General features: G+C 38.0%; 25 protein-coding genes. 17 read left to right on the top strand and 8 right to left on the bottom strand.

What is annotated here, in order from left to right; translation table 11 throughout:
* The first annotated feature begins 32 nt into the window (after positions 1-32).
* Both motA and motB read left to right on the top strand, forming a co-directional pair.
* Complete coding sequence (motA, locus tag VK91_RS18060; RefSeq protein WP_004225583.1) at positions 33-836, top strand: flagellar motor stator protein MotA; 804 nt, start codon at positions 33-35, stop codon at positions 834-836.
* Complete coding sequence (gene motB, locus VK91_RS18055; RefSeq protein ID WP_048394798.1) at positions 820-1,584, top strand: flagellar motor protein MotB; 765 nt, start codon at positions 820-822, stop codon at positions 1,582-1,584. Before motA ends, motB begins: the two co-directional genes overlap by 17 nt.
* A 55-nt stretch (positions 1,585-1,639) precedes the next feature.
* Here the strand turns inward: motB and VK91_RS18050 are convergent, their stop codons facing one another.
* Complete coding sequence (locus VK91_RS18050) at positions 1,640-1,861, bottom strand: DUF1128 domain-containing protein (RefSeq protein ID WP_004225580.1); 222 nt, start codon at positions 1,859-1,861, stop codon at positions 1,640-1,642.
* A 177-nt stretch (positions 1,862-2,038) separates the two neighbouring features.
* On the opposite strand from VK91_RS18050, the gene VK91_RS18045 reads away from it, so the two are divergent.
* Complete coding sequence (locus tag VK91_RS18045) at positions 2,039-2,365, top strand: hypothetical protein (protein WP_048394796.1); 327 nt, start codon at positions 2,039-2,041, stop codon at positions 2,363-2,365.
* 22 nt (positions 2,366-2,387) lie between these two features.
* Positions 2,388-3,305, top strand: coding sequence for a YihY/virulence factor BrkB family protein (locus VK91_RS18040; protein ID WP_004225576.1), 918 nt, complete (start codon positions 2,388-2,390; stop codon positions 3,303-3,305).
* 174 nt (positions 3,306-3,479) lie between these two features.
* Here the strand turns inward: VK91_RS18040 and VK91_RS18035 are convergent, their stop codons facing one another.
* Positions 3,480-5,384 (bottom strand): heavy metal translocating P-type ATPase, encoded by a 1,905-nt coding sequence (locus tag VK91_RS18035; RefSeq protein ID WP_048394793.1) that lies wholly within the window; start codon positions 5,382-5,384, stop codon positions 3,480-3,482.
* Between the two features lie 271 nt (positions 5,385-5,655).
* Positions 5,656-7,194, bottom strand: a complete 1,539-nt coding sequence (locus tag VK91_RS18030; RefSeq protein WP_048394791.1) for a fumarate hydratase — start codon at positions 7,192-7,194, stop codon at positions 5,656-5,658.
* Positions 7,195-7,382: 188 nt separating this feature from the next.
* Between VK91_RS18030 and VK91_RS18025 the strand changes: the two genes are divergently transcribed.
* A complete protein-coding gene (locus tag VK91_RS18025) occupies positions 7,383-8,183 on the top strand; it encodes a YwqG family protein (protein WP_048394789.1) in 801 nt (266 codons plus the stop codon).
* 40 nt (positions 8,184-8,223) lie between these two features.
* Here VK91_RS18025 and VK91_RS18020 read toward each other — a convergent pair whose 3' ends face one another.
* Entirely contained in the window at positions 8,224-8,409 is a 186-nt protein-coding gene (locus VK91_RS18020; RefSeq protein WP_016995373.1) for an SE1561 family protein, read from the bottom strand.
* Between the two features lie 371 nt (positions 8,410-8,780).
* Here VK91_RS18020 and VK91_RS18015 point away from each other — a divergent pair, with 371 nt between their 5' ends.
* Both VK91_RS18015 and VK91_RS18010 read left to right on the top strand, forming a co-directional pair.
* Positions 8,781-9,965 (top strand): MFS transporter, encoded by a 1,185-nt coding sequence (locus tag VK91_RS18015; protein ID WP_048394787.1) that lies wholly within the window; start codon positions 8,781-8,783, stop codon positions 9,963-9,965.
* A gap of 238 nt (positions 9,966-10,203) precedes the next feature.
* Entirely contained in the window at positions 10,204-10,839 is a 636-nt protein-coding gene (locus VK91_RS18010; RefSeq protein WP_048394785.1) for a hypothetical protein, read from the top strand.
* Positions 10,840-11,164: 325 nt separating this feature from the next.
* Here the strand turns inward: VK91_RS18010 and rlmD are convergent, their stop codons facing one another.
* The 3 genes from rlmD to VK91_RS17995 form a co-directional block, all read right to left on the bottom strand.
* A complete protein-coding gene (rlmD, locus tag VK91_RS18005; protein ID WP_048394901.1) occupies positions 11,165-12,544 on the bottom strand; it encodes a 23S rRNA (uracil(1939)-C(5))-methyltransferase RlmD in 1,380 nt (459 codons plus the stop codon).
* Between the two features lie 37 nt (positions 12,545-12,581).
* Positions 12,582-13,406, bottom strand: a complete 825-nt coding sequence (locus VK91_RS18000; protein ID WP_009371550.1) for a polysaccharide deacetylase family protein — start codon at positions 13,404-13,406, stop codon at positions 12,582-12,584.
* A 67-nt stretch (positions 13,407-13,473) separates the two neighbouring features.
* Positions 13,474-14,382 carry a TIGR01777 family oxidoreductase gene (locus VK91_RS17995; protein ID WP_048394782.1) on the bottom strand — a complete coding sequence of 303 codons (909 nt, stop codon included), beginning with the start codon at positions 14,380-14,382 and terminating at the stop codon, positions 13,474-13,476.
* Positions 14,383-14,587: 205 nt separating this feature from the next.
* Here VK91_RS17995 and recX point away from each other — a divergent pair, with 205 nt between their 5' ends.
* From recX to VK91_RS17980, 3 genes are read left to right on the top strand one after another with little or no spacing between them, the layout of a single operon-like run.
* On the top strand, positions 14,588-15,391 hold the full coding sequence (gene recX, locus VK91_RS17990; RefSeq protein WP_036219262.1) for a recombination regulator RecX: 804 nt from the start codon (positions 14,588-14,590) through the stop codon (positions 15,389-15,391).
* The gene (locus tag VK91_RS17985; protein WP_036076977.1) at positions 15,388-15,717 is read left to right on the top strand and encodes a YfhH family protein; all 330 of its coding nucleotides are present in this window, start codon (positions 15,388-15,390) and stop codon (positions 15,715-15,717) included. The genes recX and VK91_RS17985 overlap by 4 nt, the downstream gene beginning before the upstream one ends.
* Positions 15,718-15,987, top strand: a complete 270-nt coding sequence (locus tag VK91_RS17980) for a YfhJ family protein (RefSeq protein ID WP_048394780.1) — start codon at positions 15,718-15,720, stop codon at positions 15,985-15,987.
* Between the two features lie 36 nt (positions 15,988-16,023).
* On the opposite strand, the gene VK91_RS17975 is transcribed toward VK91_RS17980, so the two are convergent.
* Positions 16,024-17,010, bottom strand: coding sequence for a metal-dependent hydrolase (locus tag VK91_RS17975; RefSeq protein ID WP_048394778.1), 987 nt, complete (start codon positions 17,008-17,010; stop codon positions 16,024-16,026).
* Between the two features lie 197 nt (positions 17,011-17,207).
* On the opposite strand from VK91_RS17975, the gene mutY reads away from it, so the two are divergent.
* From mutY to VK91_RS17940, 7 genes are all read left to right on the top strand, one after another.
* Complete coding sequence (gene mutY / locus VK91_RS17970) at positions 17,208-18,257, top strand: A/G-specific adenine glycosylase (protein WP_048394777.1); 1,050 nt, start codon at positions 17,208-17,210, stop codon at positions 18,255-18,257.
* A gap of 77 nt (positions 18,258-18,334) precedes the next feature.
* Positions 18,335-18,514 (top strand): gamma-type small acid-soluble spore protein, encoded by a 180-nt coding sequence (locus tag VK91_RS17965; RefSeq protein ID WP_004230485.1) that lies wholly within the window; start codon positions 18,335-18,337, stop codon positions 18,512-18,514.
* Between the two features lie 318 nt (positions 18,515-18,832).
* The gene (locus tag VK91_RS17960; RefSeq protein WP_004230486.1) at positions 18,833-19,384 is read left to right on the top strand and encodes a DUF402 domain-containing protein; all 552 of its coding nucleotides are present in this window, start codon (positions 18,833-18,835) and stop codon (positions 19,382-19,384) included.
* A 179-nt stretch (positions 19,385-19,563) separates the two neighbouring features.
* Positions 19,564-21,309: an ABC transporter ATP-binding protein gene (locus tag VK91_RS17955; RefSeq protein ID WP_048394775.1), complete on the top strand. Its 1,746-nt coding sequence runs from the start codon at positions 19,564-19,566 to the stop codon at positions 21,307-21,309.
* Between the two features lie 296 nt (positions 21,310-21,605).
* Entirely contained in the window at positions 21,606-22,619 is a 1,014-nt protein-coding gene (locus tag VK91_RS17950) for an ABC transporter ATP-binding protein (protein WP_048394773.1), read from the top strand.
* Positions 22,594-23,574, top strand: a complete 981-nt coding sequence (locus VK91_RS17945) for an ABC transporter ATP-binding protein (protein ID WP_048394771.1) — start codon at positions 22,594-22,596, stop codon at positions 23,572-23,574. The genes VK91_RS17950 and VK91_RS17945 overlap by 26 nt, the downstream gene beginning before the upstream one ends.
* Before the next feature lie 30 nt (positions 23,575-23,604).
* A complete protein-coding gene (locus VK91_RS17940) occupies positions 23,605-25,221 on the top strand; it encodes an ABC transporter substrate-binding protein (protein ID WP_048394768.1) in 1,617 nt (538 codons plus the stop codon).
* The last annotated feature ends 19 nt before the right edge of the window (positions 25,222-25,240 follow it).

Here is a 25,240-nt window from a genome sequence, read left to right as displayed (position 1 = left end):
TAACATTAGATAGTAGATTTGGAGGTTCTAGAATGGATAAGTCGTCGATTATAGGGTTAATACTTGCTTTAGTAGCACTATTAACAGGGATGGTAATGAAGGGTGTAAGTTTATCTGCATTTTATAACCCAGCAGCTATCCTAATTATCATTTTTGGTACTATTTCCGCAGTAACAATTGCCTTTCCTATGCAGGAGTTAAAGCGTGTGCCGAAGCTATTTAAGATTCTTTTTAAAGAAACAAAATTAGCAAATGATATAGAGATTATTAAAATGTTTTCACAATGGGCTGACTTAGCTCGTCGCGAAGGGCTATTAGCACTTGAAAGTAAGGCCTCAGAGATTGAAGATCCATTTTTGAAAAATGGCCTTACATTAGCAATTGATGGTCAAAATGCTGATTACATACGTGATGTCTTAACAGAAGAAGTAGAAGCGATGGAAGAGCGACATACTAGTGGAGCAGCTATTTTTACACAAGCAGGTACATATGCACCTACTTTAGGGGTTCTTGGTGCAGTAGTAGGGTTAATCGCCGCATTGGCTGATATGAATGATATCGAAAAGCTAGGACATGCTATCTCAGCTGCCTTCATGGCTACATTACTCGGTATCTTTACAGGGTATGTTTTATGGCATCCATTTGCGAACAAGCTAAAACGTAAATCTGCTTTAGAGGTAAAACAAAAGAGAATGATGATTGAGGGTATCCTTTCAGTATTAGAAGGGGAGGCTCCACGTGTAATTGAACAGAAACTATCATCATACTTAACGATGGAAGAACGTCGTCAAATTTCTGGTGAAAGCGGGGCGGGTGGCCTTGGCAAAGAAAGCTAAGAAGAAAAAGCATGATGAACATATTGATGAATCTTGGTTAGTGCCATACGCAGATATTTTAACTTTGCTGCTAGCCGTGTTCATTATTTTGTTTGCCTCAAGTTCAGTCGATCAAGAAAAGCTAGAAAGAATGTCAGCAGTTTTTAGTCAAGTCTTTGATGGTGGAACTAGTTTTCTAGAGCAACCTGCACCAGTCCCTACTCCGAATGCGGATAGCGACCAAACGCCACAGCAAAACTCTGCCTATTTAAAGGATCAACAGGAGTTAGCTGAAATAAAAGATAGTGTGGATAATTTTATTGCAGTCAATGAAATGGAAGATCAGTTTGCCACAGAAATGACGGATGAAGGATTACTAGTGACAATCCGTGATAGTATTTTATTCGACCCAGGGCAGGCAAAAGTTAAACCTGAGTATGTCCCTATTGCCAAAGAGCTATCAACTATGTTGGTATCTGATCCAGCTCGAAATATTGTCATCACAGGTCATACAGATAATGTACCAGCAGGTCCGAATTTCTCATCAAACTTTGAACTATCTGTTTTGCGTGCAACGAATTTTTTAAATCTTCTTATTGAAAGTAATGACCAGTTAGATCCTACGCGCTTTAGTGCAAAAGGAAACGGTGAGTATCGTGCAATTGCACCAAATGACACAGCCGAAGGACGCGCAAAGAATCGTCGTGTAGAAGTTTTAATTCAACCATTAGTTACAGAGGATGGTTCAGAAACAAAGACTACACCGTAATAAAAGAGCTATTAGCAGCAGACAAATGTCTTGAGCTAATAGCTTTTTGTTTTACCTATTTACGTAAAGATCCTAATTCAGCAACAATCGCTTGCATTTCGCTTGGACTAAAAGTTTCTCTCTTCATAACCATTTCATATAGATACACTAAATCTTCATAATTTGCTTCATCGAAGTTTTCTGATTTCATTGCATCGACATTCACCATACGAAGCTTGTCCTTCATTTGATCAACCATATACATAACGTTTTCTTTAGATGGAACTGATAAATCCATTTTTTACCCTACCTTTCGTCATCCTCGCACATATCATTTCATTGAATAAAAAAAATGTCAACTCCGTATTTGGGCATTGCTTTAAAAATAGACTGTTATTGGGTAGAATAAGTGCAGAAGACTGTTTATTTATGAAATAATAGGGAATATGCAACTATACAAGCAGGGGGTTTTAATATGGGTCAAAGTAAATTATTAGCATCTATTGTAGCAGGAGCAGCAGTAGGAGCAGCATTAAGTATGTTAGATCGTACTACACGAGAAAAAACAATTGCCTCAACAAAAAAGATGAAGGAAGCCATCTCATACTATGCAGCAAATCGAGAAGAATTGCAGGTTTTGGTAGAGGAAAAAGTACTCGCGGCAAAGGTGCTTTGTGAAAGTGTGTCAGATAATGTCAACACAATTGCTGAAAAGGTGGATGAATTTAAGGATTTACCTTCCACGATACAGGGAATGATTGAAGATACGAAATCAGCCTTTACTTTACCTCATAAGGAGTAAAGGTCGTTTTAGGAGGAATTGTATGGAAAAGAATAAAGCAACATTGCATAACGCTTTTGGGTTTGTAAAATCGTTTGTTTCTCCAGAGGAGGGAGCGATTGATATTATGACATCCAAAGGCTTTATCCAAGATTTAATAGGTCGGCTCAAGCGAGTTGAAATATCTGCGCTTGCTGCACAATTGGCTTATTTCTTTTTACTATCGTTCTTCCCCTTACTTATTTTCTTGGTGACACTATTACCATATCTTAACTTAGAAACAACTCAGGTCTATTCATTTTTAGTGAATATCTTACCTGATGAAGTGTATAAGCTGATTGAAAATACACTGAATGAGATTTTAACAAATCGCAACAGTAGTTTACTGTCCATTGGGGTTTTAGGTACTATTTGGTCTGCATCTAAAGGCATTAATGCATTACTTCGTGCTTTAAATAAAGCCTACGATACAGAAGGGAGAGCAGGCATATTAGATAGGGGTTTATCACTTGTTTTTACAATCGCTCTCGTTATTGTTATTGCCGTTGCGCTCTTATTACCGGTCTTTGGTCAGCAAATTGGACATTTCCTATTCTCAATCGTCGGAATAGAGGAGCAATTTGAATCAGTTTGGCATAGATTAAGATGGTCAATCCCGCCATTATTGATTTTCATCGTATTAATGGGCATCTACTGGTTTGTGCCCAATACAAGTCCTCGTTTGAAAATAATGGGCGTATGGCCAGGAGCGTTATTTGCCACGCTTGCTTGGTTAGCAGTCACATACGGTTTCTCTTTTTATATTAATAATTTTGCAAATTATTCTGCTACATACGGTAGTATTGGTGGCGTCATTATTTTAATGCTCTGGTTATATTTTACGGGAATCATTTTAATCTTTGGTGGCGTATTAAATGCTACAATGCAGAAAAGAGCACTTCAAAAGGAAATTCGTCGATAAGGAAATGATCATTCATTAACAAGAGCCTCGCTAAACTCATAAAGAGTAGCGAGGCTATTTTACTTGATTTTACCTGATTAAATGCATCAATTATTCAATGAAAGCCTCAGCGCATGTCACAGGAAGAGTAGCTTCAAGCAAGCTGGACTCAATTATGCTGAGGCTTACTTGATGTTAAACATTTTTATTGAGCATACGTAAACCATTTAGAATAACTAGAATTGTACTACCTTCATGCCCGATTACGCCTAATGGCAAGTCAACAACTTGTAAAAAGTTAGAAGCGATTAATAAGATAATAACCCCGATAGAAAAGAAAATATTTTGTTTCACAATACGTTGCATTTTACGTGATAAACGAACAGCATAGGCGATTTTTGATAAGTCATTTTTCATTAGCACGACATCCGCTGTTTCAAGTGCCACGTCTGTGCCTTCACCCATAGCGATGCCAGTAGTTGCGGTAGCCAATGCAGGGGCATCATTAATACCGTCGCCGACCATGCCAACAAATTGATGCTGTGTAAGTAGGCGTTTCATTTCAGTTACCTTCGTTTCTGGCAGACATTCTGCGACGTATTCAGTAACGCCAGCCTCCTTCGCGATAACTTTCGCTGTTTTTTCGTTGTCACCTGTAAGCATCACCACTTGAATACCAAGCTCTTTTAATAATGTAACAGCTTTCTTAGCTTCAGAGCGCACAGTATCTTTTAATGCTGTTAATGCAACAATACCATGTTGATCGCGAATGAAAATAACTGTTTTTCCCTCTGCTGCAAGTTTAGTTACAGCACTATTTGCAAAACTGTTAGCAAGTTGCACATCAACAAACTCTGGTTTGCCTACTTGATACTCCTTGTTTTGAATCGTTCCTTTAATACCCCAGCCAGGAATATCTTCAATTGTTGCTTGTGGCAGTATGTCGATTCCTTCAGCCTTAGCATAGGAGGTAATCGCTTGGGCAAGGGGATGATTGGATTGAGATTCAATTCCTGCAAGAATTGCTAGAGCCGTCTCACGTTCTATTCCATCACGGACAATAAAATCTGTAACAACTGGTTTGCCTTGCGTTAAAGTACCTGTTTTATCGACAGCCAATGCACGTAACACACTAAGATGCTCTAAATGTAAACCACCTTTAAATAGCACACCATTTTTTGCACCATTTGATATAGTAGCGAGTGTTGCAGGCATAATGGAGGCAACGAGTGCACAAGGTGAAGCAACCACTAATAACACCATTGCTCGGTAAAAGGTTGTTGTCCAGTCCCAGCCGAGTAAGAAGTGGGGAAGAACCATCATAATGGCAACACCAAGTAAAACAAATTTTACATAAGTCCCTTCAAATTTTTCGATGAATTGTTGAGAGGGAGATTTTTCACTTTGGGCACTTTGAACGAGCTGTATAATTTTTTGGAAAAGGGTCTCTGAATTCGCCTTTGTCATTTCCATAGTAATAGCACCATTTAAGTTGACTGTGCCTGCAAAAACTTCGTCTCCTTCGCTTTTTGAGATTGGCAGTGGCTCACCGCTAATAGCTGACTCATCAATAGAAGATTGGCCTTTAAAAATAATGCCGTCTGCTGGAATTCGTTCACCCGGTTTAATCAATAAATGATCCCCGATTTGTAATGTGGAAACTGATACTTTCATAGGCTCAAATCCGCCACGCACTAACCAAGCTTCTTCTGGCTGTAAATTCATAAGTGCAGATATTTCGCGATGACTTTTATTCATCGCATAAGTTTCAAGTGCACCACTTACTGCAAAAATAAATATTAGGATGGCCCCCTCTGTCCAATAGCCAATTGCAGCTGAGCCAATTGCAGCTAATACCATCAACAGCTCAACATTTAGCTTTCGCTCTTCTATGGTTTCTTCAATGCCTTCTTTTGCTTTCGCGAAACCACCTACACAAAAGGCAATTAAATATAGTAGAACAGAAGCTGTTGTTTGTCCACTTGTGTCTAAACGCCATGCTAGTAAGATGAAAATTCCAGCCATTAATGCAGCAATTAATTCTGCATGTTCTTTTATTTTCTCAATTATGTTTATATTTTCTCGATTAGAGTATTCCATCTTTATCCCTCCTGATAATGAAAATCAATATCAAAACCTTTATAAATTAGCGTTGTTTTGAGCATTCAATTGAAAATGGATTTCAATTACCATCTCTTTTGTTTAGAATTATTATAACAAAGGAATTTATAAAAATAAAGTAGGAAGTTTGGTGGAGATTTTTAAACAATTTGCGAAAGGATTGAAAAAGGCACAGTCTATTCACTAGGAATATTCTGTGCCTTACAAAATTGTGCAATAAAATGAGTTACTACTGCTATCTATTATTTAATTAGAAGACTCTTTCTGCATGCAGAGCAAGTTTTTCTAATGATGATTTATCCACATCTGCATGTAGTGAGTTACCATGTGAATCCATTGTTACAACTGCTGTAAATTTTTCAACATTTAAGTGCCACATGGCTTCAGGAATACCGAATTCCATTAAATCAACACCATCAACGCCTTTAATACAGTCCGCATAGTATTGTGCTGCTCCACCAATTGCATTCAAGTATACGCCACCATGCTCATTAAGCGCTTTTAATGTTTTTGGTCCCATTCCACCTTTACCAATAACAGCACGGATACCGAATTTTTTCATGATATCGCCTTGATAAGGCTCCTCACGAATTGAAGTAGTTGGGCCAGCAGCTTTCACTGTCCAATTGCCTTCTTCATCCTTAGCCATTACAGGTCCGCAGTGATAAATAACTTGTCCATTTAAATCAACTGGTGCATCGTGGCTCATTAAATGGTGGTGGATTGCGTCACGGCCAGTATACATACGACCAGTAATAGAAACGACATCTCCAACTTTTAATGAACGAATTTGTTCTTCAGTAATTGGCGCAGTAAGTTCTACTACATCTGTAGTTGTATCTTCTGTTGTAGCAGCTACTTCATTCTCTTTGAAGGTAATTTTTTCACCCTCTTGATAGTGCCAATTCAAAATTTCGCCAGTTTGAGGATCGATGTCCACAGCCATACGACGGTAAGCCCAACAATTATATGCTACTGATACATAGAAAGAGGCAGGTATACGGTGCATTACGCCAATTTTACAGCCTAATAATGTTGCTTCACCACCGAAGCCCATTGTACCGATACCAAATGTGTTAGCCGTTTTAACAACATACTCTTCTAACTTAGCAAGATCTGCATTTGGATTTGTATCTTCAACATGGCGGAATAATTGCTCTTTTGCTAAATCATAGCCCGAAGAACGGTCTCCACCAATACCTACACCAATGAAACCAGCAGAACACCCTTGACCTTGTGCTTGGTATACAGAGTGTAAAATACATTTACGAATACCATCTAAGTCACGCCCTGCACGACCAAGACCTTCTAGTTCACATGGTAGACTGTATTGAATGTTTTTATTTTCACAGCCGCCACCTTTGAGAATTAACTTGATTGTAATGTAATCTTTTTCCCATTGCTCAAATTTCATTACTGGCAAACCATCACCAAGATTATTACCACTGTTTGCACCAGATAATGAATCCACTGCATTAGGACGTAATTTAGCATCTGCAGTTGTATCGTTGATTGCTTTTTTGATTGCAGCTTTAATTTCTAATTGGTTTACGCCAACAGGAGTATAAATTTTGAAAGTTGGTAGCCCTGTATCCTGACAAATTGGTGACACGTTATCTTCTGCCATAATAATATTATTTGCAATTGTGTCTAAGCTCATTGCTGCACGAGTACCAGCATTCTCAGCTTCTTTTGCTTTTTTAATAGCACGACGTACATCCTTAGGTAAATTCGTAGATGTTTCAGTAATTAAATCGTAAAGACTCTTCTCCAAATTTTGTAGATTCATTGGTATTGCCCCCCATAGAAAAATTGATTATTTCCACGTTACATTATACTCTTTTCAACTAATGAAAAAAAGGGTCCTTATCTGAGACCGCTAAATTAAAGCATATTTTAATAATATAGAAGGAGAGTATTGATTTTATAGAACGTTTGTTCTAAAATAGAATAAATCCAATATTAGGAGGAACTTGCATGACTGCTAAAACTTTACTTGAATTACCCGAAGCATTCGAGCAATATAGACCATTAATAGAAGGGACAATGAAGCCTGTTGTATTGGTTAATACGGAAATAAGTAAAACAACTTTATTTCAAAGTAAGTTTGCAGGAGATCCTTATTTCCCATTGGGAATGGACTATCCAAAAAACATGAAGGGACAACCGTTAAAGCTATTAGCTCAAATTAACTTTGCAGAGGTTCCTATGCATTTACCCAATTTCCCAGAAGAGGGAATATTGCAGTTTTATATTGATGGTTATGACGATGTTTTAGGAATGGATTTTGATAATGGACAAAATCAAGAAGGCTTTCGTGTAATATTTCATGAACAAGTTATGCAAGATGAAGCACAGCTTATTCAAGACTTTTCTTTTATAGAAATAGATGATGAGGAATTATATTTTCCTGTCGAGCGTGAAATGGCATTATCCTTTACTACAGGCGTTGAGCCGATGTCGATTGATGATTTTAGAAGCAATGAAAAGTATGCTAGCATCTTAACAGCTTTGGAGGATGACGAAGCATTAGAAGACAGCTTCTATGATGCTATGACTGGTGATGGTCATAAAATTGGAGGGTATCCATTCTTTACGCAAGAGGATCCTCGAGCATATGGAGATTATAAAGATTCAATCATTTTGCTGTTACAGATTGATAGTGTCGGCGACAATATTCTTTGGGGCGATTGTGGCGTTGGCAATTTCTTTATCACAGAGGAAGAGTTAATGAATAAAGATTTTAGCAAGGTACTTTATAATTGGGATTGCCATTAAAAAACAAGCGAGCACACGATGCTCGCTTGTTTTTTATTCATTATTGTTCACGAGCATGAAATTGCTCCATTTTGTCCTCTAAATCATCCATCATTTGGATTAAGCGATCAATATCTTCTAACTCAGCTGTTTCAGGATCAAGGGCATCTAATACTTCTAAAAACATCTCCAGACGCTCTTTTAAATAGGTTACTTGTTGCTCTTTATCAGTGATTGGCTTTGACATTCGTACACCTCATTTCATCCCTTTCATCGTAGCCGATTTGAGCTTAAATTTCAATGTTTAGGGAAACACCTAGGACTAAGAGATTAATTTTAAAAAACAATAAACAGAATATTTACAATATTGAGGATGTATGTTAAAGTTGTTTTAAGATAAAGTAAAGGAGCTGATTGGAAAAAGTCATCTTCAACGCTAACTCGAAAAGGAGGGAGTTTAAACAAGTAATCGGTAATATTCAAAAGCCGAAAATCGTGTTTATACAATTAAATGAGAATAAGTATTAGTTAAGCCTTAGCGTAAAATCACATGTGGTGAGCGCTAAGGCTTTTTGGTATGCTGTTCTTTGGAAGAATGACTAGATAGTGGAGGGAAAAATGACGTACTTCTCAGATTACAGCAAAAAAAGATTTACCATTTTAGTAGTAATTGTATCCATATCAGGCTTTTCACAAGGGATGCTATTACCGCTTATTTCGATAATATTTGAACGTGATGGGGTATCCTCTGCATTGAATGGCTTGAATGCAACAGGCTTATACATAGGAACATTACTGATTTCACCATTTATCGAGCAGCCCTTACGCAGGTGGGGCTATAAACCGATTATTTTAATTGGTGGAGCACTAGTTTTTGCGTCTTTACTTGCATTTCCTCTATGGAAAAGTGTGACCTTTTGGTTTGTCCTTCGTTTATTAATTGGCGTAGGCGATCATGCCTTGCATTATGCCACACAAACATGGATTACTAGTACTGCAGATCATAAAAGCTTAGGGAAGGGGATGGCCATTTATGGCTTATCATTTAGCATAGGTTTTGCTGTTGGGCCACTTATGGTGAAGCTCATTGAAATTGCTGAAGCGCTACCGTTTATCGTATCTTCAATAATGTGCCTCTTTGCATGGTCCTTTGTATTTCTCTTACAAAATGAAAAGCCTGAGCGTTTAACAGGTGATTTAAATGCCAGAGGATGGCAACGGTATAAAATGGCTATCGTATTTGGGTGGATTGCCTTTTTAGGTCCATTTGTTTATGGTTTTCTGGAGTCTTCACTAAATGCCTTGTTTCCTGTCTATGCACTACGCAAGGGCTTTGAAGTCGGCATGATTCCTATCATTTTATCTGTGTTTACATTTGGTGGTATTTTAACGCAAGTACCGCTTGGTGCACTAGGAGATAAAGTAGGGAGAAGGAATATTTTGATGATTGGGTCATTTGGTGGCGCAATTATTTTTGCGATTGCAAGCTTTTTAGAGCATTCACAATTCGCTGTGGCTGTCGCATTTTTCTTAACGGGTACGCTGGTTGGCTCGATGTTTTCTTTAGGGATTACATTTATGGCTGATTTGACACCAAAGGAGCTACTGCCTACGGGGAATTTACTTTGCGGAATTGCTTTAAGTATTGGTAGCTTAACAGGTCCATTTTTAGGTGGAGTTTATTTAGAATATGTAAAAAATTATAGCTTCCTTTTACTTGTGGCTATGCTTTTGCTAGCCGTTGCAATCGTTTTATTTATATTTGGACGCCGCAAGCATCAACAACCAAGGATGGCAAAATAAAAAGAGCGGGGCTCATCTCCCGCTCAAAAAACAAAAAACGCCCAGCAAATCCGTGCTGTTATGGCGTTTTTTGCGTAACAAGGATGTTCCGTCCAAGTTACATAGGTTTGGCACCTAGAAAATTATTATACAGACATGTTCTAATGAAAGCAATAAAAAAGAAAATGGGTATTTTTGGACATTATCCATCTTTCTATTTATAATAAAAGAACACTTGCTTAAAAAGGAGGTTTTTATCATGACAGAAATGAAAAAACTATCTATCCACCGTGCTTTAACAGAATTAAAAATGCTGACTCTGCGAATTGAAGCAGCAACAAATGAGGTTAGTGCAGTCGTAGCTAATCGAAAAAGCAATCGTAAAATTAATGGTGTAGACATTCCTGAATATGAAAAACAAATGCAAGCATCCTATGATAAAGTGCTAGGTTTAATTTCCTATCGAAATAAAATAAAAGCACTAGTTGTGCAGTCTAATGCAAACACAAAGGTGTTGGTGGGCAAAGAGGAAATGACTGTAGCGGAGGCAATTGAACGGAAACAATCCATTCAATACGAAAAGAATTTGCTAGAAGTTATACAGCATCAGCATCGTTCAGCTATCAATACGATTGCCAAAGAAAATGATGCATTACCTGCAAAGCTGGAAACCTATTTAATTAACATATTGGGCAATAAAGATAAACAATCACCAGAGGAAGTCAAATTACATACCGAAACATTTATGAAAAGAAATGAGTTTGAAATCATTGATCCCCTAAATGTTAAACAACAAATTGAGAAATTGAGCAATCGGATTGAAGAATTTGAATCAGAGGTGGACGCTGTCTTATCAGAGTCGAATGCCACAACCTTTATTGAAGTACAAGTTTAAAAAGATTTGCATGTCCTAGCGAAAATGGAAAACGAAAAGTCGCTCGCGCTTCAAGGCATGTGTGCGAGTTAAAACGTAAAACATGCCTTACTCCAATGGTAATTTTCAACTAAACTGATTTGAAAGTTCAAAGGTAAAAGGTGAAAGTACAAATCTTACGTTTGAAAGTTTTTTGAATAAAAGCTGAAAATTTAACATTTAATAATCATTTAAATCCTGGGTTATTGGTTAAGGTATCGACTTTTCTGGACCATCCATCATCCACCAGGCAGCTTGTGCTGTGCATTAGAAAAAGGACGTCTCCTAGGGAAACGTCCTTTTCATACTATTTGTTTTTTAAAACAAGTTTTGCAACGCATTCCACCTGCGCCGTTTGTGCGAACATATCCACAGGCTGAATATACTCAACATGATAAAGCTTAGATAATAGTTGTAAGTCCTTTGCCAAAGTGGATGGGTTACAGGAGGTATAAACAAAACGTTTAGGTTTTAGTTTAAGGACTGTTCGAATAAATTCAGGTGCTAGTCCTGTACGTGGTGGATCTACCGTAATCACATCAGGAGTAAATCCTTCCTTACGCCATTTCGCTAGAACACTTTCCGCTGTACCGACTGCATATTTCGTATGCTTGAAGCCATGATTTCGAGCATTTTTACGAGCATCCTGAATGCTTTCAGGAATGACATCCATTCCTCGAACTTCCTTCGCTTTATCCGCTAACCATAATCCAATTGTGCCAACGCCACAGTATGCATCAACCACTGTTTCTTTTCCCGTTAAAGCAGCAGCCTTTTTAATTTCATTATAAAGATGAACTGTTTGCTTTGGATTTAGTTGGAAGAAGGCGCGGGCAGATAAATCAAAGGCCAATTCGCCAAGCTCTTCATGAATGGTTTCTTTGCCATCAAGTACAACAGTTTCATCACCGAAGATTAATGATGTTTTTTCACGGTTAATATTTTGTGCAATGGATACAATACTCGGATCAATTTTTTTAATACGTGTAATCAATTCAGCTAAATGAGGGATTTCTTTCCTTGTTGTGACAAGAACGACTTGTGTCTCCCCGGTACGAATACCTGTACGTACAACAATCGTACGCACTAAACCATCTAGCGTACGACCATCGTAAATAGTGATATTTAGCTTTTGCAAAATTTTTCGAGTGGCAACGGTGATTTTGGAAGTAATTGGGTGCTGAACAAGGCAATCATTAATGTTTAACAGCTTATTACTTCCTTCAGCAAATAAACCTGCGTAAACACGCTTGCCTTCTTTACGTACTTGGAATTGGCTTTTATTACGATAATGCCAAGGATCATCCATGCCAAGTGTTTTTCTCACTTCAATTGTTTCGAGTAAAGGTTTGGCATAACGCTCTAATGCTTGTATAACAATGTCTCGCTTTTCTATTAGCTGTTTTTCATAGGTCATATGCTGAAGCTGGCAGCCCCCGCACTCATTGTACACTGGGCAAGGTGCTTCCTGACGATGTTTTGAAGCTTTACGAATGGCTAATATCTCTGCTTCAGCAAAATTACGTTGTGTTTTTGTTACTTGAGCTGTGATCTCTTCACCAGGAATGGCTCCTTTTACAAATATCACATTACGTTTATAAAAACCTACACCTTCACCATTAATGCCTAGCCTTTTTATTGTTAGTGGGAATTTTTGTCCCACGGTCATTGTTGTTTGCTGCGTCAAACGTTCCACGTCCCTGCTCTATATTGTCATCTCCCCATTATAGCGAAGGAGCAGGCGATTGCAAAGCAACAGGGAAATCTTCATATTCTAATACTAAATCGTCAAGCGATAAGAACGTATAACCTTGCTTTTTAGCTTCTGCAATAAACATTGGTAATGCTTCCGCATTATCCTGTGCTACGGTATGCATTAAAATAACGGCACCAGGATGCAGTTGTTCCATAAGTGCATTATAAGCATAATCTGCCCCACGACGCTCATCCTTCATCCAATCCTTAAAGGCCACAGACCAGAAAATATGGCGATAACCTTCTGCATTACCCACCTCTAGCACTTTTGCATTAAAAATTCCTTCAGGTGGACGAGCATATGTTGTACGATCGATGCCTGTCAATTCACGTAACTTGCCATCGAACTTTTGCCATTCTGCACGCATGCCATCTGGTGAAAGTCGAGCCATATTTGGGTGACCATATGAGTGATTCCCGATAGTATGACCATCCTTCACCATGCGTTTCACTAAGTCGCTTGCACTGTCTAAGTAATGGCCTGTTAAAAAGAAAGTAGCAGGTACATTTTCTTTTTTCAATGTATCCAAAATACTTTCAGTAAAGCCGTTTTCATAGCCATTATCAAATGTTAAATAGGCAATTTTTTTATCTGCCTTCCCTTTATAAATCGCACCATATTTGTCAAGTAACTGATCGAGCTGTGCTCCTGCCTCTGCCTGCTCACCGTTTTTAGCACGTTTAAAGCCCCAATGGTGTTCATCAGAACCAGCAGCAAAAAATGGATTAAAGCTAATTCCTGCGGCAATAATAAAAGTAGCAATTACCGCACCAACAATATGTTGTTTCCACATAAAAACGCATCCTTTCTTTTTCATTAGAATGCGTAATTACTAAAAAAATTATCCAACTTAATTTTTTCTAATTTTGAGCCTTTAACAAATTTTCAAGTGCTTGCTTTAAATAAGGGTATTTAAATATAAAATGTTGTTGTTCTAATAGGGTTGGTAGCACTTGTTGTCCTTCTAAAACAAGTGTGCTTTGTTCGCCGAGAGCTAAACGCATCGCAAAGCTAGGAACAGGCAGCCAATGACGTCTGCCCATGACTTCGGCAATCGTTTGACCAAATTCCTTCATTCTCATAGGATGCGGGGCTGTTATATTAAATGGTCCATGAATATTTTCATTTGTAATAGCAAAATAAATAGCACGTGCTACATCTTCAATATGTACCCATGAAAGCCATTGCTCTCCAGAGCCGATCGTTCCACCTATATGCATTTGATAGGGCAATAGCATTGGTGGAAGTGCGCCACTATTTCTACCTAAAATGACACCAAAGCGTGCAAGAGCCACACGAATACCTAATGCTTCTGCTCGTTTCGCATGTCGCTCCCAATCGTGGACTGTAGTGCCTAAAAAATCAGTTGCGTAATCCGTAAAATCTTCATCATAGATGGCTTGTGTGGAAGTTGGGTATATACCAACCGCACTAGCATTGACAAGGACTTTTGGTTTTATCGTGAGCATGTCCATTATACGTATAATCTCTAATGTGGCATTCATTCTGCTCCAATAGATAACTTTCTTTTGCTTTTTTGTCCAACGACCATTATTTAATGAAACACCTGCTAAATTCACAAAGGCATCTACATCTTCAAAGATTTCCAAAGCTTGCTCCTGCTGATGTAGCCATTGAACATAGTGAACGCCATTTTCTAGCTTTGACTTATGACGCGTTAAGACAAAAATGTCGTGTCCGTTGTGCTGCAATAGCTGTATAAGAGCATTTCCAACAAAGCCAGTGCCACCTGCAATCACTATTTTCATAACAAGCACCTCTTTTCTCGAATAAAACGCTTACTTTTAAGTTTATCATGTAACCAAAAAGTAAACATCTTTAGGCATTAATTGCAGAGAAGAAAGTTTACCCGTGGAAGGGAAGAGAATGCCCGCGAACATAGGGAAATTAACCGTGCTAATTGTCAGATCCCCCATAAAGAAATGCTATAATGATAATAGTGAGGTGTTTGCTATGCGTATGATTACAAAAATTGCACGTCAAAAAAACAATCCTGAACGCTATAATATCTATTTAAATGAAGAGTATGCTTTTCCGGTTGATGAAGCCATTCTCATTCAATTTGGTTTAACAAAGGGAAAGGTGCTCGATGAATTCGAAATTCAAGAGATTGCCTATGAAGATGAGATACGTAAGGCATTTAATAAGGGGTTAAACTTCCTTTCATATCAAATGCGAAGTGAGCATGAGGTTAAGAAAAAACTGCTCAACTTAGAGTTTGGAGAAGCTGTAGTGTTAGAGGCAATTCAAAAGTTAAAATCCTATGGCTTTATTAATGATGAAAACTATTCAAAGGCTCTTCTTGATACAAAGAAAGCAACTATGAAAAAAGGACCAAGAGCCATTAGACAAGACATGATCAAAAAAGGCATTGAGAAAAACTTGCAGGATGAGGTGCTTGCTACATATAGTTTTGAGGAACAAGTAAAACTGGCGAAGCAACTGGCAGAGAAAATTGTTCGAGCGGAAAGCAAGAAGACCCCAACACAGATTAAGACCAAAATTCAGGATTACTTATTAAGAAAAGGGTATGCTTTCTCGATTGTTGAAGAGGTGCTTAGCCAAGTTGAGATAGGGCAGGATGATGACAACTGGCAGCAGCTACTTGATGCTCAAGGCGAAAAAGTTTGGAAAAAGTACGTATCGAAGTATACTGGTTATGAGCTAAAAATGAAGGTTAAACAGGCGCTCTATCAAAAGGGTTTTCCTATAGAAGTAATAGATCGTTTTATAGAAGAGAAGGAGAATGAAGAATGAGTGAAAAAAATTATGCAGCTATGTCTGAACATGAATTGCGAGAGGAAATTGCTTTTCTAAAAGAGAAAGCTCGAAAGGCAGAACAGCTAGGGATCATCAATGAGTTTGCTGTTTATGAACGCAAAGCTTTAATGGCTGCGGCTTATTTAGTGGATCTTGATACAATCGTTCCAGGAGAAATGTATCGTATTGATGGTTCAGATAATGAGTTTTTCCAAGTAGATTATTTGAAGGGACGCTTTGCTTGGGGTCATCGTTTAGGCGGAGACAAGTACCAAGAGGCACTACCAGTATCTATCCTTTCACCAGTAAAGGTGGGCAAATAAATGGATGAAAAAATTGAGAAACTAACACAAGAGTTACTTGCAAAGAATCCTCAGATGTCTGTTGGACGGGCACAGGTTTGGGTGGAGTTGTTATGGAGTGACTTTGAATCAACTGCCGCGAAAGCAGGGTATGATTATCGTGGGGCAGAGTATACAGAAAATCTTGTTCGTCAATTAATTGCTAGCTATGGTGATAAACTACATGCTTTTGCAGGGCGCAATCCGAAGTATATACATTTACTAGATGCTAGTGATGACATGGTACAATAATAAAAACCCTGACCAATATTGGTCAGGGTTTACTGCTTAATTACTCGCACCAATTTGTAGTTTTTTCTGGAGCTTATCTTCTGTAAAGATCCAGCCTGTGTAAGACGTAATAATGTCATTCGCATCATTTAAATGTGCTACGGCAACGAAAGGATAGCGATTGTCACTACGGTAACGCAAATCGATTAACCTTAATTCTATTAGGCCGTTTTCAAGCTCGGAAATCTCCCATCGATACATAGGAGAGAAAGACACAAATGCAGCTAAGTTAGGATCTTTCATTGCAGCATCTACAAGCGCAGTTTTAGGCAAAGGCTTAATTTCGAATTTATCGTAAATATTAACAGTCCTTCCATAAGCACGGCCAACATAATAATGAGTTTTGGACTTTGCTGCGATTCGCCAGTGGAAGAAGCGCATAGTAGGTGCTACAATGACATATTCTTCATCTTGAATAGTATGATGCACCGCGTTTTTTACTGCTTTTTGCACAGCAAAACGCAAAATATAGTAAATCACGATAACCACGTACATGATACTGAATGTCCATACTGGATTTGTGCCAAATGCCCATAACACAATACCTACACAATGTAAGGTAAAAATGATGGGATCGAAGGTATTAATGACACCTAACGCAACCCATTTTCGAGAGAAAGGTCGAATTGCTTGTGTACCATACGCGTTAAAAATATCGACAAAAACATGAAGTGCAACAGCTAAAAATGTCCAAAGCCATAAATGTAACACATTCACATCTTGCAAAATCAGTGATAAAACAATTGTAATTAAAATTGGCCATAAAACTACAGCTGGTAGTGAGTGTGTAATTCCTCGATGATGTCTGATATAGATGGCGTTATTACGTAGTTTTAACACAGTGTCGACATCTGGAGCTTGTGAGCCAATAATTGTACCTGCCATTACTGCTGTAAAAGTCATTGAATGATTGGCTACTACAGGGTCAGCTAATGCAAGACCGCCAAGGGCAATACCCATAACGAAATGTGTACCTGAATCCAAAAATATCCACTCCTAGTATGCATTAAAATCGAGTACAATGTGCATACAACTTTATTTCGAACATAATAAAAGGTATATTGAAATATTCTGACACTCGTGCGTAAGCGACGATTATTGTCGATCTTCCACGAATATTCTTTTCTTCATTGTATACCCTTTTCATCATAAATTAAATCGTAAAAACAACGGAGGTCACTGTGAATTACCCATATGTAACAGAATTTCGACAATCATTAGTTGACTGGTTTAACACAGAGAAGCGTGATTTACCGTGGAGACACACAACAGATCCTTATAAAATTTGGGTATCTGAAGTGATGCTACAACAGACACGTGTCGACACAGTTATTCCTTATTACAATCGCTTTATGGAAAGTTTTCCAACATTAGATTTGCTTGCGGAAGCACCCCAAGAATACTTATTAAAGCATTGGGAAGGTCTTGGCTATTATTCTCGTGCTCGCAATTTACAAGCAGGTGCTCGTGAGGTTATAGAAAATTACGGTGGTATAGTACCTGACAATCGCCATGAAATATCTAAATTAAAAGGTGTTGGTCCCTATACTGCAGGTGCTATTTTAAGTATTGCCTATAATAAGCCTGAACATGCAGTTGACGGTAATGTTATGCGGGTTCTAAGTAGAGTGCTTGATATACATGAAGATATAGCTATTCCCAAAACGAAGAAAATTTTCGAAAGTGCGGTTGAGGAACTAATTGATCCTGATCATGCTTCATCGTTTAACCAGGGCTTAATGGAGCTGGGTGCACTTATTTGTACACCTACCTCTCCAAAATGTTTATTATGCCCAGTCAGAGAGTATTGCACAGCTTTTAATGAGGGAGAACCAGAAAAATTACCTGTCAAATCAAAAAAGATAAAAATGAAGCATCTCACATATGATGTTCTCGTATATGAAAATGACAAAGGACAATTTTTAATGCAACAACGTCCTGAGCAAGGCCTGCTAGCTAATCTATGGCAATTTCCAATGATTGATACAAGCCAATCTTCGGTAGAAAACTTTACAATGGAATATAAAGTAATTGTCCAAGCCAAACATGAATTACTTACATTTAAACATGTTTTTTCACATTTAACTTGGCATTTAAATAGCTATTATATAAAATGCGAATCGACTGAGCTAGGTGATTGGCTAAATCGTGAGCAAATAGAACTTTTACCGATGCCTGTGCCTATGCTAAAAATTTGGGATGAAGTAAAAAAGCAAACGGCAGGAAAATAAAACCTTCTTAAAATCATTGATACATGAGCATAAAAGTCATCACCTCCGTACACAATAACTAGCGTGGAGGTGAATGAATGATGAAAAAACAAAACAACCAAAATTTCCAACCGAATAAAAACATGCAACGTCAAAGTGAAGAGTTTGGTTATGAAACGGACGTAAATGAAGTGCAAAAGCAAAATGCGAAAGCAGAGCAAAAGAAAGCTCCAGCTTCTGGCCGTTTCTCAAAAACTAACCAAGATTTAGGTGAGTAACACTTTGTAACTGCATAATTGCATTTACCTCTAAGGGGCTGTCTTAAATCCGAAAAGATGAAAAAGACAGCCCCTTTTAAATTGTTTAGGTAAGTAAATCGTCAGCTTAAAAGGAAATTCTCTATGGCATTAACTAAAAAATCCCATCAAAGCTGACATTATAATAAAATTCGCTTATAATTGACTAAATTTTATACAAATTCAAAATAGCGTAGTGAAATTTGTGGTTTTCTAACTACACCTTTCGCGTACACATTGCTATAATATACTAGAGACTGCTAGATTTAGGTAGCATAGACGAAAAGGTGGGCTAACAAAATGGCATTACCGGTAGAAGGAGAAACGATACAAATACATAGTTATAAGCACAATGGCCGTATCCACCGTGTTTGGCAAGAAACGATGGTTTTAAAAGGAACGAAAAATATCGTAATCGGTGCGAATGAACGGACACTTGTGACAGAATCCGATGGTCGTACATGGCTAACGAGAGAGCCCTCTATTTGCTACTTCCATGCGGAACACTGGTTTAACATCATCTGTATGCTACGTGAAGACGGTGTGTATTATTATTGCAATCTAAGCTCACCATTTGTTTTCGATAATAATGCCATTAAATATATCGACTATGATTTAGATATTAAAGTTTTTCCTGACATGTCTTATACCCTTTTAGACGAGGATGAATATGAGCTCCATCGTAAGGAAATGTCTTATCCTGATGTCATAGATAAGATTTTAAAGCGCAATGTCGATAAATTAATAAGCTGGATTCAACAAAAAAGAGGACCATTTGCACCCGATTTCATCGATGTCTGGACAAATCGTTACAAGTTCCAGCTTGATATGCAGTCAGATGATCAATCATGACACCTATTAGTTTAACTAATAGGTGTTTTTTTATTGGAGGGGACAGAGTGTTGTTAAGGTAAAGGTAAAATAGTTCGCTATAAAGTCATCATAACTGTATTTTAATCAAAATATTGCTATAATACTTAGGGCATTCATCTTCGAATGTCTGTTTCTTTTTGTAAGGATGTGATGATAAATTGGGAAGCATTAAGCGATATATGCGCTTTGTTAAACCATATACATGGGAAATTATTTTAACGATTATCATTGGTATAGTAAAATTTGCTATTCCACTATTTATTCCACTGCTCATTAAGATTGTGCTAGACGATATTATTGCAGCAGATGACTTAACAGATGTAGAAAAAACAAAAGAACTATTTTATTGGCTAGGTGGAACTATTATTGTGTTCTTTATTATCCGTCCACCTATTGAGTATTATCGACAATATTTTGCACAACACGTAAGCAACAAGGTACTATTTGATATTCGTAAGGAAATTTATGCACATTTACAGCGTTTAAGCTTAAGGTATTATGCCAATACACGGGCAGGGGATGTTATTTCAAGGGTAATTAATGACGTTGAACAAACAAAAACCTTTGTCATGACGGGGTTAATGAATGTTTGGTTAGATTTGGCGACGATTGTAATTGCGATTGCCATTATGCTAACCATGGATGTGAAGCTAACACTAGTAGCATTGATCGCATTTCCATTTTATGCTTTCAGTGTGAAATACTTCTTTGGCAAATTGAGAGATTTGACACGGAAACGTTCTCAAGCACTTGCAGGTGTACAAAGCTATTTACATGAACGTGTAGCTGGTATGAGCATTATTAAAAGCTTTACTTTAGAAAAGCATGAGCAAAAATTGTTCGATTCAGCAAACGGTGAGTTTTTAGAAAAAGCGCTTGATCAAACAAAGTGGAACGCAAAATCATTTGCTGTCGTGAATACCATTACAGATGTAGCACCATTACTAGTTATAGCCTATGCGGGCTATCAAGTAATAAATGGGTCACTTTCAGTTGGAACAATGGTTGCTTTTATTGCTTATATTGAACGTTTATATGGCCCACTTCGTCGACTTGTTAGCTCGTCCACAACTTTAACACAGTCAATCGCTTCAATGGATCGAATGTTCGATTTAATAGATGAGCCTTATGAAGTGAAGGATAAGGACTATGCTGGTGAACTCCCACGTGCAAATGGGCAGGTTCGCTTTCACAATGTATCCTTCCAATATGAAGAAACTGGCTCACCTATTATAGATGCTATCGATTTAACGATAAATCCTGGGGAGACTGTTGCCTTTGTAGGGATGAGTGGTGGTGGTAAGTCAACGATTATCAGTTTAATTCCTCGCTTTTATGATACAACAAGCGGGCAAGTGACCATTGATGGAAAAGATGTACGGGATGTCACTTTACATTCCTTACGATCTCAAATTGGTATTGTCCTGCAAGATAATATACTTTTTAGTGATTCTGTCAAAGAGAATATCTTAATGGGGAGACCAGATGCAACAGATGCACAGGTCATCGAAGCAGCCAAAGCGGCAAATGCCCATGACTTTATTATGAGTCTGCCTAATGGTTATGACACAAAGGTTGGGGAAAGAGGAGTAAAGCTCTCTGGCGGACAAAAACAACGAGTTGCCATTGCGCGTGTGTTTTTAAAAAATCCACCAATTTTAATCCTGGACGAGGCTACTTCTGCATTAGATCTAGAAAGTGAAGCACTGATTCAAGAATCATTAGACAAGCTTGCTCATGAACGAACAACTATTATTATTGCGCACCGTCTTTCTACAATTACCCATGCTGACAAGATTTTCGTCATCGATCATGGTCAATTAATCGAAAGTGGAACACATGAACAGTTAATGGACAGTCAAGGAACATATTATAATTTATTCCAAGTACAGCACTTAGATTAAAATTTTCCGAAAATTAAACGGTTTAAGAAATTTTTTCAAAAAAAGTCTTTCATTTATTCGAAAATGGAAGGCTATTTTTTTTTGAAAAAAGTAAAAAATTATCTCTTTATAAGATTTTATTATTATGGAAGGCGATTATTGTAGAAATTCTATGTAATTTGCAGAATATTAATGATTGAAAGAGTAAGGGTTTTTAGTTAGAATTATCTGAAAATAAGGAATTTAACGAAAGTTATAGTATTCTATTAATATTATTATACATTTAAGTAAAATATAGGTAGGGTGGGGCGTTACACATGAGGAAAAAACTACTAGAAATAAAAGGTTTGAAAACAACCTTTTTCACAGATAATGGGCAAATTCCTGCTGTAGACGATATCGATTTTTCTGTCCATGAAGGGGAAATTTTAGGGATTGTAGGAGAATCGGGAAGTGGTAAAAGTGTTACGTCGCTGTCCATCATGGGATTAATTCCATCACCACCAGGTAAGATAACGGGTGGAGAAATTTTGCTAGATGGCAAAAATATTGCTAAATGTACGGATAAGCAAATGCAAAAAATACGTGGAAAAGACATTGCAATGATTTTCCAAGAGCCGATGACTTCGCTAAACCCCTTGTTCACGATTGGTGACCAGTTAAAGGAGGCTATATTAATCCATAATCCAAAATGGTCAAAAAAGGAAGCGTTTGCAAGAGCGGTTGAAATTATGAAATTGGTGGGTCTACCACGTGCTGAGGATTTGCTAAAGGACTACCCACATCAGCTGTCTGGCGGTATGCGTCAACGTGTGATGATTGCTATGGCACTTGTCTGTGACCCTCAAGTATTGATTGCGGATGAGCCTACAACTGCATTGGATGTTACAATACAAGCCCAAATTTTACAGCTTATGAAAGACTTAAATAAACGATTGAATACAGCTGTGTTGTTAATTACACATGATCTGGGGGTTGTCGCGGAAACCTGTGAGCGAGTGATTGTTATGTATGCAGGACAAATAGTGGAAGAGGCGCCGATTCATGAAATTTTCACTAATCCTAAACATCCCTACACACAAGGACTTATTCAATCAGTACCTGACATGCGTTATAAAAAGGAAAATTTATACTCCATTCCTGGAAGTGTACCGAAACCAGGAAGTATTCAGGTAGGCTGTCGTTTTGCGGCACGCTGTGAATATGCAATGGAACGTTGTTTACAGGAAACACCACCTTTATTTGAAGCAGCAGAGGATCATAAATCGAGATGTTTTTTACTAGAAAAGCAGGAGGTGGAGCAACGTGTCGAAAGCGTTATTAAAGGTTGAGGGGTTAAAAAAATATTTTCCGATTCGAAAAGGAGTCCTTAATTCACATGCCGGGGATGTAAAGGCTGTAGATGATGTTTCCTTTGAAGTGTTTGAAGGAGAAACATTAGGAATTGTTGGCGAATCAGGCTGTGGTAAATCCACAACGGGTCGCTTATTAATGCGTTTACTAGAGCCCACTGGAGGCAGGATAGAATTCGCAGGCAAAATGATTTCAGAATTATCCAACAATGAAATGAGGAAGGCACGTAGAGATATTCAAATGATTTTTCAGGATCCCTATGCCTCACTAAATCCTCGCCATAACATCGGCAAAATTTTAGAGGAGCCTCTTATTGTTCATGGGATAGGTAATGCCAAAGAGCGAAAACAAAAAGTGTTGGAGCTACTTGAGATTGTTGGATTGAATGAATATCATATCAAACGCTATCCGCATCAATTTAGTGGAGGGCAAAGGCAACGTATTGGCATTGCTAGAGCCCTGATGACCAATCCACGCTTAATTATTGCGGACGAGCCAGTATCTGCACTTGATGTATCCATCCAGGCACAGGTTTTGAATTTATTGCAAAAGCTGCAAAAGGATTTAAGGCTAACTTATATTTTTATTTCCCATGATTTAGGGGTTGTGCGTCATATTAGTAATCGAGTTGGCGTTATGTATTTAGGTAAATTAGTTGAGCTGACAGCGAGTGAGGATTTATATGCTGAACCGCTTCATCCATATACACAAGCACTTTTATCTTCGGTTCCTGTTCCAGATCCTACGTTTGAACGGGAACAGATCATCATTTCTGGAGATATTCCAAGTGCATCAAATCCGCCAAGCGGTTGTACATTCCATACGAGATGTCCATTTAAAAAGGATCAGTGCTCACAGGTAGTACCTAAAATGCAAGAAGTGAAACCAGGTCATTATGTTGCTTGCCATCTTTACGAGGCGCTACAACATTAAATGATATAAAAACTCATAGGGGGAAATTCGATGAAGAAAAAGAAGTTTTGGACTTTAGGTGTAATGCTACTCCTTATTCTCTCGACAATCTTAGCAGCATGTGGCGGCTCAGATACTAAGGATACGGGTAGTAAAGATACTTCAACTGGTGGCGATACTGCTAGCAGTGGAGAACCAAAAATTTTAGTGTATGGTCGTGGTGGAGATTCTGTAGCACTTGACCCTGCTGTTGTTACAGACGGTGAATCCTTCACGGTGACAGCTAATATTTATGAAACACTTGTAAACTTCGGAGAGCAAGATGTAACAATTCAACCAGGCTTAGCCAAATCATGGGAGGCATCAGAGGATGGTTTAACGTATACTTTCCAGCTACAAGAAGGTGTGAAATTCCATGATGGCACAGATTTCAATGCTGAGGCTGTTGTTAAAAATATTGAACGTTGGAAAACAGGTGCAGATAAACACCCTTACTTTAGCTCGCAATTTGTCGTTGGTGACAAGCAAGTAATTGAATCAGTAACTGCAGAGGGAGACTACACAGTTGTCTTTAAGTTAAGTCAACCTCAAGCACCATTCCTGAAAAATTTAGCAATGTCTCCATTTGCGATTGCTTCTCCAACAGCATTTGAAGCAGATGAAGAAGGTTTATCTGCAAATCCTGTAGGAACAGGTCCATTCAAATTTGTTAGCTGGGTACGTAATGATTCAATCACAATTGAGAAAAACCCGGATTACTATATTGATGGCTATCCTAAATTAGATAAAGTAATTTATCGTTCTATTCCAGAAAACTCAGCACGTTTAAATGATTTATTAGCAGGCAATATTGATGTAGCTGATGGCTTAAGCCCATCTGATAAAGCAACAATCGAAGGCGATGCAAATTTACAGTTAATCGAACGTCCATCTATGAACGTTGGTTACCTTGGTTTAACTGTTACACGTCCTCCTTTTGATAATGTAAAAGTGCGTCAAGCAGTCAACTATGCAATTGATAAACAAGCATTAGTAGATGCATTTTATGAAGGGCTAGCTGAGCCAGCGAAAAACCCAATGCCACCAGTAATTTCTGGTTATAACGATGAAGTGACAGGCTATACGTATGATCCTGAAAAAGCGAAAGCATTACTTGCTGAAGCAGGCTACGATGGCAAGGAAATTGAGCTATGGGCAATGCCAGTACCACGTCCATACATGCCAGACGGACAAAAAGTGGCTGAAGCGATTCAAAAGAACTTAGAAGACGTGGGTATTAAATCTAAAATTGTGTCATTTGAATGGGCTACGTATTTAGAAAAAGCTCAAAACGGTGAAGCGGATGCATTCCTACTTGGCTGGACAGGCGATAATGGGGATGCGGATAACTTCCTATACACGTTATTAGACGGAGATAATATTGGTTCTAATAACTATACGTTCTATGATAATCCAGAATTACACAAGATATTAACAGCTGCTCAAACTGAGATTGATGAAGACAAGCGTAATGAACTTTATAAGCAAGCTCAAGTAATTATTTCTGAGGATGCTCCATGGGTTCCACTTGCTCACTCTATTCCAATTTTAGCTGCTAACAAGAAAGTTACAAATTACATTGCGCATCCTACTGGTTCTGACCGTTTAGATGCAGTAGATATTCAATAGTAAATTTCATCATTTTTAA

It is taken from the genome of Lysinibacillus sp. LK3, from assembly GCF_001043675.1.
GTDB classification, from domain to species: Bacteria; Bacillota; Bacilli; order Bacillales_A; family Planococcaceae; genus Lysinibacillus; species Lysinibacillus capsici.
Note: the sequence above shows the minus strand (reverse complement) of the source record. Positions and strands in the feature narration are given on the sequence as shown.